Origin of the sequence: Streptomyces sp. NBC_01017, from assembly GCF_045162795.1 — a bacterium.
In the GTDB taxonomy this organism is placed as follows: domain Bacteria; phylum Actinomycetota; class Actinomycetes; order Streptomycetales; family Streptomycetaceae; genus Streptomyces; species Streptomyces machairae.
On record NZ_CP108683.1, the window covers coordinates 127,439 to 140,204 of the forward strand.

At 68.2% G+C, this 12,766-nt stretch carries 9 protein-coding genes and 3 pseudogenes; 6 read left to right on the forward strand and 6 right to left on the reverse strand.

The window, feature by feature from the left end; translation table 11 throughout:
* Positions 1 to 76: 76 nt before the first annotated feature.
* From tnpB to ssb, 5 genes and pseudogenes are all read right to left on the reverse strand, one after another.
* Positions 77 to 1,342 carry an IS607 family element RNA-guided endonuclease TnpB gene (tnpB, locus tag OG331_RS00645; protein ID WP_406190515.1) on the reverse strand — a complete coding sequence of 422 codons (1,266 nt, stop codon included), beginning with the start codon at positions 1,340 to 1,342 and terminating at the stop codon, positions 77 to 79.
* A gap of 212 nt (positions 1,343 to 1,554) precedes the next feature.
* Positions 1,555 to 1,713 (reverse strand): hypothetical protein, encoded by a 159-nt coding sequence (locus OG331_RS00650; protein ID WP_406190517.1) that lies wholly within the window; start codon positions 1,711 to 1,713, stop codon positions 1,555 to 1,557.
* A 337-nt stretch (positions 1,714 to 2,050) separates the two neighbouring features.
* Entirely contained in the window at positions 2,051 to 4,450 is a 2,400-nt protein-coding gene (locus tag OG331_RS00655; RefSeq protein ID WP_406190520.1) for a 2OG-Fe(II) oxygenase, read from the reverse strand.
* Between the two features lie 246 nt (positions 4,451 to 4,696).
* Positions 4,697 to 5,785 carry an SEC-C metal-binding domain-containing protein gene (locus tag OG331_RS00660; protein WP_406190523.1) on the reverse strand — a complete coding sequence of 363 codons (1,089 nt, stop codon included), beginning with the start codon at positions 5,783 to 5,785 and terminating at the stop codon, positions 4,697 to 4,699.
* Between the two features lie 52 nt (positions 5,786 to 5,837).
* Positions 5,838 to 6,239 (reverse strand): annotated as a pseudogene (ssb, locus tag OG331_RS00665) (single-stranded DNA-binding protein); the annotation flags it as partial.
* Positions 6,240 to 6,700: 461 nt separating this feature from the next.
* Between ssb and OG331_RS00670 the strand changes: the two are divergent.
* The 6 genes and pseudogenes from OG331_RS00670 to OG331_RS00695 all read left to right on the forward strand — a co-directional run.
* Positions 6,701 to 7,117, forward strand: a pseudogene (locus OG331_RS00670) (transposase); the annotation flags it as partial.
* Positions 7,118 to 7,234: 117 nt separating this feature from the next.
* Positions 7,235 to 8,353, forward strand: a complete 1,119-nt coding sequence (locus tag OG331_RS00675) for a tyrosine-type recombinase/integrase (protein WP_406190526.1) — start codon at positions 7,235 to 7,237, stop codon at positions 8,351 to 8,353.
* Positions 8,350 to 10,602 (forward strand): tyrosine-type recombinase/integrase, encoded by a 2,253-nt coding sequence (locus tag OG331_RS00680; RefSeq protein WP_406190529.1) that lies wholly within the window; start codon positions 8,350 to 8,352, stop codon positions 10,600 to 10,602. The genes OG331_RS00675 and OG331_RS00680 overlap by 4 nt, the downstream gene beginning before the upstream one ends.
* Positions 10,592 to 10,924: pseudogene (locus OG331_RS00685) on the forward strand (DUF6262 family protein); the annotation flags it as partial. The gene OG331_RS00680 and the pseudogene OG331_RS00685, both read left to right, overlap by 11 nt.
* Positions 10,806 to 11,552, forward strand: coding sequence for a transposase (locus OG331_RS00690; RefSeq protein ID WP_406190532.1), 747 nt, complete (start codon positions 10,806 to 10,808; stop codon positions 11,550 to 11,552). The pseudogene OG331_RS00685 and the gene OG331_RS00690, both read left to right, overlap by 119 nt.
* Entirely contained in the window at positions 11,549 to 11,953 is a 405-nt protein-coding gene (locus OG331_RS00695; RefSeq protein WP_406190535.1) for a hypothetical protein, read from the forward strand. The genes OG331_RS00690 and OG331_RS00695 overlap by 4 nt, the downstream gene beginning before the upstream one ends.
* Positions 11,954 to 12,232: 279 nt before the next feature.
* On the opposite strand, the gene OG331_RS00700 is transcribed toward OG331_RS00695, so the two are convergent.
* Positions 12,233 to 12,364 carry a hypothetical protein gene (locus tag OG331_RS00700; protein ID WP_406190538.1) on the reverse strand — a complete coding sequence of 44 codons (132 nt, stop codon included), beginning with the start codon at positions 12,362 to 12,364 and terminating at the stop codon, positions 12,233 to 12,235.
* Positions 12,365 to 12,766: the final 402 nt, after the last annotated feature.

Below are 12,766 nucleotides of genomic sequence, written 5' to 3' on the forward strand. Positions count from 1 at the left end.
TCCAGGGGCCAGGGTGCCAATGTGACATAGTCCGTGTCCGGTCTGGCGGCGGCGGACACTACCGTTCGCTGGATTCTCAGTGAATCGCAGTGATTCGCCCATTGCTGGACGAAGGTCCCCGTCTTACCCGGGCAGGGGTCGCCCGGTGCGGGGTAGACGCTTCATGGCCACCTGCCCGGCCAGGCGGGGTCTTACGGTCGGCTCCACGTCCGTTTACTGTCTCCGGGCCACTCCTGGCGACGTGCCGCTTCACGAGTGCGGCGAGGTTGAGTGCGGCATTCTCATCCCGGTCCAGGACCAATCCGCAGTCTTCGCAGATGTAGGTGCGTACCCGCAGCGGCAGCTTGGGTTTCACGTTGCCGCAGGCACTGCACGTTTTCGAGCTGGGGAACCAGCGGCCGGCGACTTCGAGCCGTCCGCTGTTCCAGGCGGTCTTGTAGGCGAGTTGCCGGCGGATCTCACCGAACCCGGTATCCGCGATCGAGCGGGCCAACTTCCGGTTCTTCACCATGCCGGCGACGTTGAGGTCTTCCACCACCACGGTGCCGTACTCCCCAGCCAGGGAGGTGGTGAGCTTGTGTATGCCGTCCCGGCGCAGCGCGGTGACGCGGTGGTGCACGCGGTTACGCTGGGCGTCGGCGCGCTTCCACCGGTTCGAGGGCTGCTGTCCGGTGCGCCGGTCGGGCCCTCGGCGGCGGGAGACCGTACGGGACAGGCGGCCCAGCTTCCGCTGTGCTTCGGCCAGGTGCTTCGGGTTCTCGGTGGCCGGGCGCCCGTCGGAGAACACCGCGAGGGTCTTCACCCCGAGATCGACGCCGATCACCGCATCCGGCCGGGTGGGCGTACGCTCCGCGCGCTGGACTTCCACGATGAAGGAGACGAACCAGCGTTCGGCCTCCTGCCCGACGGTCGCGGACTTGATCCGCGCGCTCCCCGCCTCGATGAGGCGGCCGAGCTTGCATGTGGACTCGTGTGTCCTGATCCGCCCCAGCACGGGCAGCACCACATGCATACGCCCGTCCAGCCGGATCACACCCGTGGTGAACCTGACCGAAGGCGTGGCCTTCCGCTTCGACTTGAAGCGCGGGAAACCCATCCGCGGGCCCCTGCGCCTGCCCCGCTTGGAATCGGCCCAGTTCTTCAACGCAGACGCGAGCCGGTCAAGACCGGTGGCGTACGCCTCCTTCGAGCACGCCGCCCACCAGGGGGCAACGGCGTCCTTTGCCTGATTCCACGCCTTGCGCAGCCAGTACATCGACCACGACACCGTAGGCGTCAACTCCGCCTCGGCAATGCCGTAGGAGCGTTCCGCCTCACGCCGGGACAAGTTCGCCTTCACCACGGCCAGACCCCAGTTGTAGGCGACACGAGCCGCACCGGCATGCCGGACATCGCACCGGCCTGACGCGGCGTCGGGTCCAGCGCAAACCGGTAGGCATGCGTCGTGATCACCCCAAGAACCGTACCTGCCCCCGCTGACAACCCGACACCAGCAACCCCAACGATCAAGAGAACCTGACGAAGGCCGAGATTCACTGATGGACTCCACAACAGCTAGTAGCCCCGACACCCCGGCGCATGGTGGGCGGCAACAGTCTGAGCGTCGTCGCGCTGCTCGTCCTCGCTGGGGCCGTCGTCATCGGCGGCAAGATGCAGCAGGTAAGCGAGCGGGGAGTCCGCCGCGTACGGAGGTTGCGTCAGGGGCTTGGTCATCGGAGCTCCGGTCGGTGAAGTTGTGCGCTCACCTGCGGTGGTGGCCGCCCACATGTTGGTGGGGGTCTGGTCGGGGTTGGCTCGGGTCATGGATCAGCAACCAACGCAGCAGAGCCGCCACACTGCCGCCGAGCGCATCGAGCAGCTCTCCGAGATCGGAATGCGCTGGCCGTAAGCGGCGCCGAACGGGCAGGGGGGCTCAAACCGACCCGCCGCGTCCAGCCGAAGGCCAACACCCTCGTACCCAAACTGGTTTAGCCATTCAAGCAATGGCATTGCCCCCGCCCTTCGCTCTTCTCGTCATCGCTGTCGGGGAGAGATACGGATGTGTCACCTCTCAACCGCACGCCCGGGGCCATTTGTCCCGCAGCCACGCCAGGTCGGTCTCGGCGCGGGTGCGGGTCGCCTGTTCACGGGTGAAGACGGCGTCCGTCTTGGTCAGGACCAGAACGTAGGGGCGTCCCTGGCGCCGGGTGGTGTGTGAGACGGGCAGGCCTGCCTGGTCGATGCGGCTGTGGAGGTGGCGGCGTCCGTCCTTCGCGAGCGGCCACTCCATGACGTGGCGGGTACGGGAGGCGAGGAAGGCGTCCAAATCGGGGCAGAGTCCGCAGCCAGTCCGGCATGTCCCGGCCGGGGTGAGGGACCAGTCGTCGGCCGCACGTACGGGGCGGGTGAGGGCCGCGGCGAGCCGGTCCTCGCAGTGGTCGGCGAGGGTCTGGAAAGCGCGGGCGGCGGGTGCGCCGTCGCGTATGGTCGTCGGCTGGCGGGCTGCGGTGCGCAGGGCGGGGAGCAGGCATTCCAGGGCGGTGTCCGGCAGGCCGCGCAGCGTGGCGGCGATGGTGCCGGCGGTCTCGGGCCCTGCCGCCTGCAGGACGCGGGCCAGAGATACGCCGAGCCCCTCCATGCCTGTGCGGCGCTCCGTCTCACGGCCGATGCCGAGCCAGCTGGTGAGCTGCTGCTCGACTGCTTGCCAGGCACCCTCGGCCAGCGGCGAGGCCATCGCGTCCCCATCGCCGTCGGCGGCCCGCAGCGCGGTGCACAGGCCGGGCAGCGATTCGAGCCACGCCGCGCGGCCGGCCCCGGTGTACGCGCCAACCGTGCCGAACCAGCTGCTGACGGCCCCGCGGGCCCACGTCCGTCCGTACCGCGCGGCCGCTGCCGCGAGACCCGGGGCGTGCCGCTCGCCCACGGTCTCCACCCCAAAAGGCGCGAGGAGCATCGTGGCGGTGTCCGCTTCCCGCAGTCCCACCGCGACGGGCAGGGCGGCGGCAAAGAGCGCCGCGGCCGCCTCGCCCGAACCGTGGTGCTTCCAGAACGGGGCGAGCGACCGGGCGAGCGTGCGCGCCCGGTCGAAGTCCCCGGCATCCAGGTGGCCCTGAAGTTCCCGCAGTGCGCCCTCGGAGCCGGCCTCGGCGCGGGCCGTGAACGAGCGCTGCCGGGGCCACAGGACCACGGCAGCCCGCCGGTACCAGCGATCGAGGGTGTTGCCGTAGTTGCCCATGTAGCCCTCGTACTCGGACTGGTAGGGCGTCAGGTCCTTGGTCTCGGTGGTGGCGCACACCTCGGCGTACGCGACGGGCAGGTTGATCTGCTCGCCGCCGGTGCCGTCCGGGCGGGTCCACCAGCTCAGCGTGATCTCGTCGTCGATCAGCTCGTTCAGTTCGTAGTCGGAGAAGTCGCCGCTGCGGCGGCGCTCGGCACCGGGTTCCCCGTCGGGGTCCAGGAGGCATTCACCCTCGCACTCCTCGTCCTCGCAGTCGTCGTAGTGCTCGACCTCGCCGTAGTAGTCGTAGCGGTCATACGGCGCATGCGCGTCCCAGGTCTCCTTCACCTCGGCCAACGCGAGGACCGCTTCGCAGTCCGTCTCTGCGGCGGCCTGGCGGAGCAGGGCGGTGCGGGTGGCGTCGGCTCCCTTGAGGCGGTCCCAGTCCAGGCCGCGCTGGGTGTACTCGTGGTCGAGGAGGCACACGAGGCGGTTCGGGGGCGCGGCCTTCTGGCGGCCGTAGGCGTAGCGCTCTTCGGCCGGTTCGGTGAAGTGTTCGGTCAAGCAGTGAGCCAGGTCGGCGACCGGGCCCCCGTCGTCCTCTCCAGCCGGGCGGATGCGTTCGGCGAGGAGGTTCATGGTGAGGGTGACCCGGTAGCCGGACTTGACGGGCTTGACCTCGTGCAGGCAGTCCGCGTAGAAGGCGGCGAAGGTCAGCTTCTCCCGGGACGTTTGGTGGACCACGCTGCGGCCGGCGTGCGAGACGACGAGTTCGCCGCCGGTGTGGTGCGAGGGCAGCGAGACAACCAGGGTGCCCATCATGGAGTCGTCCTTCTCGGAGTCCTGGTGCGGCAGGAAGAACTGGCCCTTGCCGTAGACGAGCAGTGCGTGCAGCTCGGCACGCAGGACGACGGTGGGCGGCAAACCGAGCGCCGTGCGGACACCGTCAAGGACGCCGTCCAGGGTGCGGTCCCAGTCAGTACCGCCGAGCGTGATGCGGTCCGGAGTGATCTCCCAGGTGTCGCGGACTCTGGTGTCGGACAGGGTCTGCTCGCCACGACCGAAGGATGCCTGCCGGGCCTGCGCGATCAGTTTCTTGGTGACCGGGACACGCAGCGGCAGCGGCAGTTCCCCCACCCCGTCGACCTCGATGCGCAGCGCGCGGGCCGACATCTCGATACGGGTGCTGAAGTCCCCGCACCGCTGCGCGTCGCCGAGCAGCTCCGCCAGCTGCTTCCGCGCTCCACGTCCCATACTGTTTCGTCCCCAGGGGTGCAGCGTGCCGTATGGCCTGTCCCGGAAACCCTAACGCCGCGGGCAGTCCTTGTTCCCGGGCTGTTGGTCATGCGGCGAGGGTGTGTATGTCGCAGTATCGGATGGCGTGAACCGTAGGTGATCGCGCTGCTGGTGGTAGCGCCAGTAGGCGTCGAAGTCGCTGTCCATGGACAGCGGGACGTGGCTCTGTCGCGAGTTTGGTGAAAGACGCCGTGTGGATCTTGGTCAGGTGGTGGCGGGGTTGCCGCAGCACTTCTTGTACTTGCGGGTGGAGCCGCACCAGCAGGGGCTGTTGCGGGGCGGAGGCCACGGGGTGGCTTGGCCCCGGGCGGCGAGGTCGGCGGCGTAGTGGGCACGGGTGTCCCCGTCCTGCGGGGAAAGGTTCTCCTCGCGGGTGAAGGACTCGAAGTCGCTCACGGTGCCGGGCGCGATGCCGAGGTGGGGTTCGCCTTCGTCGGACAGGCGTTGGAGCATCCGTTCGACGTGACGGATGTGTTCGCGATGCTCGGTGCCGTAGTGGTCGGCCAGCTCGGACCATGTGTCCAGCAGCTGGGAGAACTCGTCTGGGCTCCAGAAGAGTGCGCAGGTCAGACGGGGCTGGGACAGGGTTGCCCGGCGGGCTTCGACCTCAAGGGCCAGTTTCTCGATCGAGGCGATCAGAGCTTGGGGATCATTGCCTGCGGCGTCTCGCAGTGCAGGGTTGTGGAGGTCGTCGAGGGTGCTGGTCGCGCGAAGTTGTGCCGGACGGCCGGCGTAGAGGTCGTGAGCGAGTTGGTCGAGGTCGTCGCATGGCTGGCCGAGGCGGCGCCGGACGCGGTGGCGGCTGATGACGAGCATCTCGATGCCGTGGGCGTCCGCTGCGTCGCGGACAGCGTCGACGGAGACAGGGGTGGCAGGGCCCAGGAGATGGGTCACTCCGGCGGTGAACCAGTCTGCGGCTTCGTGGAGGTGGTCCGCGACCTCGAACATCTCCGCGACGGTCTCCCAGGGCCCGGCATCGGACGGGTGCTGGCGGCGCAGAGCCTTCGCCCCTTCGCGGGCCTGGTCGGTGCGTCCTGCGTTCCACAGTGTGTCGATGCGGAATGCCTGGATGAGGTGGGGATCGTCGCAGTCTCCGTCCAGGACCTGCTGGAAAAGCGCGAGCGCCCGCTCGTGCTGGCCTGCGCGGTTGTAGAACTCCGCGGCCTCGGTCAGGAGTTCTTCCTGGTCCTGGGGATACTTCCGGGCCAGGGCTTGAAGGTCTTCGGCCTGCTGGATATCAGTCCGCTCGACGTGGGCGGGCTGACGGTGTGCGGGGCGGCGCTTGCGGGACATACGACCACACTATCGACGAACGCGGAGCCGGTGCTGTGCGTCGGCGAAGGGCTCAGAACGGGTGCGGTTCAGCGGGCGCCGGGCCCGGGGACGAGTGAGCGGAAGCGGACCCCGACCCGGTCGTCGGCGCGGGTCCGCCCTGGGCCGGAACGCCTGAGCGGTAGGTCTTGGTGACCTTGGCGGTTGCATATGTCAAGGAGACGGCGACGTCCTCGGCATCGATCTCGAGGACGGTACGGCGCTGGCCCTCTTTGTCGTCGAAGGTGCGCTGTTTGAGGCGTCCGGTGACGATGATCCTCATGCCGCGGGTCAGTGACTGTGCGGCATTTTCGCCGGCTTGTCGCCAGAGTGAGCAGCGCAGGAACAGCGGTTCTCCGTCGGCGAATTCGTTGCGGTCGCGGTCGAACACGCGCGGGGTGGATGCGATCGTGAACCCGGCGACGGGCAGGCCGGAAGCGGGCCGCCTCGAGGTTCCTGTCCGTGGTCTGGTCCGTGGTGGGCGGTGCTGTCGGGGCTGTCATGCCGGGGTGTCCTTCCATGGTCAGGCCGCCAGAGCGTGATCCGGCGGAGCGATGTACGAGGTGGGATCGGCGGGCGTGCCGTCGTGGCACTCCAGACAAATGCCGAGCTTGGTCGGTGCTGGTGGTAGCGGCGACGGCATTTGTTGCACGTCTGCCGAGCTGCCATGGCCCGGTCCAGGGCGTACTCCTGAGCCAGCGTCGGCACGCGCTTGGGTTTGGCCAGGTCGACGCGCAGCAGCCAGCCCCGGGTGGGGTGGGTGCACGACAGCCACGGCCGGTAGGAGCACCACTTAGAGGGCGTTAAGTCCGATCTTCCTCGGTTCGTGATCGCTCGATCGTGGGACTGATCGCCGTACGAGCCGACCGTTCGCCATGTGCATGCTGGGATGCGGGCATGGACCGAAGACCGTATCCGAGCGACTTATCGGACGAGCATTGGGCGTTGATCGAGCCGATGATCACGGCCTGGAAGCAGGACCGGGTGAGGCGGTCGGCGACCGGAGACCCCGGGGCCTGTGATCTCCGGGAGGTCGTGAACGCGATCTTCTACCAGAACCGGACAGGCTGTCAGTGGCGCTACCTTCCCCACGATTTGCCGGCCTGGTCGGCGGTGTTCTACTACTTCACGCTCTGGCGCCAGGACGGCCTTGACCAGCGGATCCAGGAACTCCTGCGCTGTCAGGTGCGGGAGAAGGCCCGCCGATTAGAGGACCCGTCCCTCGTGATCATCGACACCCAGTCCGTGCGTGCGGCCGCGGGTGTCCCGAAGACCACGACGGGACTGGATGTGAACAAGAAGACGCCGGGGCGTTATCTTGAGCCAGTACGAGCGTGTCCTTCATGTGTGTGAAGCACTCTGAAGTTCCCCCAACTTCCGTCGTGGATGCGGTTATCTGCCGCCGTCCAACACGGAAGGGCCGGATGCGTAGTGCGTGTACAGAGGGTGCTGGCACCCGGGTCGGCGGCGGAGTCGTGGACGCTGCTGGGGGATGATCTGCGGCCGGTCGATCCGGTCGAGTCGTTCCTGGCCTACCTGACGGCGATCGAGCGGTCACCGAACACCATCAAGGCGTACGCCCACGACCTCAAGGACTGGTGGACCTACCTCAACGGCCGCAGCCTCGACTGGAAGACGATCGATCTGGAGGCGGCGGCCGCGTTCGTGGCCTGGCTGCGGCTGCCGCCCATGGCCCGGAACGGGGTGGTGGCCGTGCTGCCGACGGCCGAGCACCACTGCACGGCCTCCAGCGTGAACCGCAAGCTTGCCGCGGTCAGTACGTTCTACGAGTTCCACGCCCGCAGCGGTGTTGAGGTCGCCGGCCTGCTGGTGACGATGCGTCCGGCCGGGCGGCACTGCGCGTCGGCCACCTCCTACAAGCCGTTCCTGCAGCACATCGCCTCTGGCAGGCCCGAGCGGACCAGGACCATCAAGCTCAAGTCCGGGCGGAAACGTCCCCGTGTCCTGACCGCCGTCCAGGCCCAGAAGATTCTGGATGCCTGCAAGCATCTGCGGGACCGGCTGCTGTTCGCCCTGCTGCTGGACACGGGGGTCCGTATCGGTGAGGCCCTGGGGATGCGGCATGACGACATCGAGATCGCCGAGAAGCAGGTGACGGTGGTGCCACGGCAGAACGACAACCGTGCCCGCGCTAAGGCCGGCCGCACGCGGGCCGTCCCGGCGAGTGCGGAGTTGATGCGGTTGTACTCCGACTACCTGCACCGCGAATACGGCGCCCTGGACTCCGACTACGTCTTCGTGAACCTCTTCGCCGAACCGCACGGCCGTCCCTGGGCCTATCCGGCCGTCTATGACCTGGTCAGACGGCTGCGGAAGACCACCGGGATCGCGTTCGAGCCCCACCAGTACCGGCACACCTACGCGACCTGGCTGCTGCGTCGCGGGGCGGGCATGGAGAACGTCAAGGAACTCCTGGGACATGCCTCGATCAGCACCACGATCGACACCTACGGTCACCTGACCGTCGAGGACGCCCGCCGCACCCTGGAGGACGCGGGTTGGTTCACCGGACGGGAGGTCCGGCTGTGACACCTCATGCCCTGCCTGCCGGACACGGCCGAGCCGGACTGCTGGAGAAGCTCCTGGCCACGGTCCGGGCCGAGTTCCGCACCGAGATCTACCGCCCGGCCCCCGACGACCCGGTGTTCGTCGCCCCGGCCTGCGCCGTTGCCGACTGCGACCGCATCGTCAGCATGCGGGGGCTCTGCAACGGACACGTGATCCGCTGGCGCCACCGCGGACGCCCGGCGATGGAGGAGTTCCTCGCGGATCCCGGCCTGCCCGTTCGCGGGCGCCAGGCCCTGACGGTCTGCACGATCACCGGTTGCCGCTACGGGAACTCCGGGAAGGGCTTGTGCGCCAAGCACTACGACCGGTGGGTCCGGGCCGGACGGCCCGGCCTGGACCTTTGGGATGCGCCGAATCTGGTGCAGCCCGGTGACGACCAGGCCGAGTGCCGACTGTCGTTCTGCACCCTGCGGGCGGAGGGCCCGCAGATGTTGTTCTGCCGCAGCCACCATGAGCGGTGGGCGAACGCCGGCCGCCCGGATGCCGAACGGTTCGCCCTGGACGCCGAGTTGACCGGCACCGCCCACATAGATCTGCGTGACCTGCCCCGTCAGCTGACGCTGGAATTCCAGTACGGGCTACAGTGCCGGTCCGATGCCCACCGCCGCACGACGCCGCCTCGCGTCGTGGCGCAAGCTGTCCGGCTCACCCGGGCCCTCGGGGTGTCCTCCCTGCTCGACCTCACCGAAGAGCAGTGGCGGCACGACGCGTCCTCGGGCCGCGTCCGTGAGCCGGGGCTCTTCCTGATCGAGGTCCGGGACGCCGTCGAGGTCCTGCGCGACGGCGCGGGCTGGGAGAGCGAATACCCGCGGGACGTGTGGCGGCTGGAGCGGCTGCCGGGCATCACCACCCCGGCCACCGCCACCGTCCCCCGACCCCGCGTTCGCCTCCATCTTGAGCGGATCACTCAACCGTGGCTGCGTGACCTGGCCAAACGATGGCTGCGGCTGAGGCTGACCAGCGGGCTGAGCATCACCGCGGCCCACACCGGCCTGGACGCGCTGGTCTGCTTCGGCGACTTCCTCGTGCACGTCGGCGTCGACCGGCTCGCCGACATCGACCGTCCGCTCCTGGAACGGCACCTCGCCCACGTCGCCTCAGTGCCTGGCGGGCACGGACTGAAGAAGGGCCGGATCAGCAACCTGAACCTGTTCTTCCAGGCCATCCGGCAACACCGCTGGGACGACTCCCTGTCGGGCACCGCCGCGTTCTACCCCGGCGACATCCCGCCGGAGCCGGCCGCCACGGTCTCCCGGCGGCTGGCCGAGCACGTCATGGCCCAGGTCGAGTCCGAGGCGAACCTGGACCGCTGGGACAACCCGTCCGGCCGCCTGATCACGCTCATCCTCATCCGCGGCGGACTGCGGATCTCCAGCGTCATCTGCCTGGATTTCGACTGCCTCCTCCACGACGGCCAAAAAGCCCCCTACCTGCGGTATTTCAACACCAAGATGAAACGTGAGGCGGCCGTCCCGATCGACGAAGAACTCGAACAGGCCATCCGCGACCACCAGCAGCGCGTCCTTGAACGCTGGCCCCAGGGCACCGGCGTCCTCTTCCCGCGACCGCACGCGAACGCGTCGGGACGGCTGCGGATCGCCGACGGCAGCTACCGGCAGATGCTCCGCCGCTGGCTGGCGACCTGCGACATCCGCGACGAACACGGCCAGCCCGTCCGTTTGACGCCCCATCAGTGGAGACACACCTTCGCCTGCCGGCTGATCAACCGCGACGTCCCGCAGGAAGTCGTACGCGTTCTCCTCGACCACGAATCGTCCCGGATGACCGCCCATTACGCGCGGATCACCGATCAGACCGTCCGGCGCCGCTGGGAAGCGGCGATGAAGGTCAACATCAAGGGCGAGCGCGTCACGCTCGACGCCGACGGGCCGCTCGGGCAGGCCCAATGGGCCAAGACCCGCTACGGCCTCGCCACCCAGACCCTGCCCAACGGCTACTGCGGGCTGCCCGTCCAGAAGACCTGCCCTCACGCGAATGCCTGCCTGACCTGCCCGGTCTTCCTGACCGGACCCGAGTTCCTGCCCGAGCTGCGGGAACAGCACACCCGCACCCTGACGTTGATCGACAATGCGAAGGGCTGCGGCCACACCCGTATTGCCGAGATGAACCAGCAGGTCGCCGACAACCTCGACCGCATGATCGGCGAGCTGGGAGACTGCCAGGACGAGGGGGCCGCAGATGCCGGCTGACAACTCCCACCTGATCGTCACTGCGGCCCGTCGACGGGCCGCAGCAACCCGCCGACGCGCGGTCTCCGCCTTGCGGCGGCTGGACACCACCGGCGGCGCGATCACATTCGAGACCGTCGCCCGCGAAGCGGGCGTCTCCCGGTCCTGGCTCTACAACCAGCCCGACCTCAGAGCCGAGATCGAACGCCTCCGGGCCCGCCACCGTGTTCCTGGGGCCCGGTCCGTTCCTGACCGGCAGCGGGCATCCGACGCCTCCCTGCTGCGACGTCTCGAAGCAGCCACCCAGCGCAACCGTCAACTGGAGGAAGAGAACCGGGAGTTGCGGCAGGCGCTCGCCCTCGCGCTCGGGGAACGACGCACCGCCGACCTGCCAGACCGCCGCGGCGACACACCGAGGAAGAAATCTTCCGCCGTCATCGGACCATGCTGACGAACACGTTGAGGACACCGTCCACCACACATCACGCCAGGTCAGCAGCACGCGAGTCGAGCGAGCTCAAGATAAGGGCCGCAAGCGGGGACTGGCCGTCGACGTGCTGGGGCTGATCATCGGCGTCGTCGTCCTGGCCGCTTCCGCCCACGACAACGCCGCCGGCACCGCCCTGCTCGACCAGGCGGCCGAACGGTGCGGGAACCGTCTGGAGAAGGCCCTGGTGGACCAGGGCTTCAAGGACGAAGTCATCATCCACGGCGCACTGCTGGACATCACCGTCGAGGTCGTGCGCCGCAACCCGGCTGACAAGGGCAAAGGCTTTGTCCCGCAGCCGAAACGGTGGGTGGTCGAGCAGGTCAACGGCACCCTGATGCTGCACCGGCGCCTGGCCCGCGAGTACGACCACCGGCCCGACACCTCCGCCTCACGCGTCTACTGGGCCTCCACCGCGAACATGTCCCGTCGCCTCACCACACCCACCCCCACTTGGCGCGACACCCTCAGGACGGCCGCGTGAACATCACCGAGTTCCTAACGGATCTCCAGGCCCGCCACGACGAAGCCGTTGCCCGTGCCGATGAACTCCGCAGTCAGATCGAGGACTTGACCGGCGCACTCGCCGAGACCGAAGCGCGTCTCGCGGACCTGGCCACCACCCGAAAGGTCATCGCCGAAATCACGCCGACCGACGACGGAGGCGAGCTCGATCCGCCGGAACAGGCCACCGCCTACCAGGCCATCGTGAACGCCTTCAACCAACACCCCGACCAGGCCTTCCGGGTCCGTGAACTGCACGAACTCCTCGGCATGCCCACCGACGACCCGACTATGAACGTCACCCGCAGCCGCCTCGGACGCCTCACCCGCCAAGGCTTCCTCACCCAACCCGGACGAGGCCGCTACCAGAAACGGACTTAACGCCCTCTTACAGCGCAGGATCGCGGCGGGACTGGGGGTGTCGCCGGGGCTGAGGCCCATGTCCCGTAGCTGACGCCGGGTGACCAGCCCTTCAGGGACGGCGCCGCGGTCGTACTCGGAAACCAGCGGGTTCGCAGATTCTGAGAGGTGCCTGGGACTGAACCCGCTGGTGGTTGGGGTGTTTGGGCGGGTGGGGCCAGCGGGTTGCCGGCGCTATGCCTGGGTGGGGTCGATCATGAAGCGTTCGGGATGGGCGGCGCGGGCGTAGTGGATCGCGGTTTAGGAGGTGATCCCGAACAAACGCATCAGCCTGACCGGGTCCGTGCGGTTCTGGTAGAGGATCGCGTTCACGATCTCCCGCATCGCGTACGTCCCCTGATACCCGCTGACCGACGGATGCCGGGCTTCCATGCCGTGATCACGGATTCGACGAGCTCCCATTGCTCGTCGGCGAGATCCCTTGATTGGCATGCTTATGCCATAACCCAGCGAACCCTGAACGCCTGACCGGTGACGATGCCCCAACGTCACATCATCGAGCGGTGACAAAATTGACGGAACGCCATATACCGCACTCTGAGGGTGGGAGCGTTACCGGTGTGGCATGGCCGATGTCTGCGTCGAAAGTGCGGTCCTGGATCTGATGGGCACTGTTCGACGCCGCACGCACCTCCGAGATCGTCCCCAGCGGGACAGGGCTTCGCGTGTGTGAGTGGCACCGCGGCCCGTCCGCGCCGCGGTGCCACTCATCGGCGAGCGGTGTGTAATAGGGAGAGTCTGCGGGGTCGATGTCTCGGAGGCTGATCAGCCATG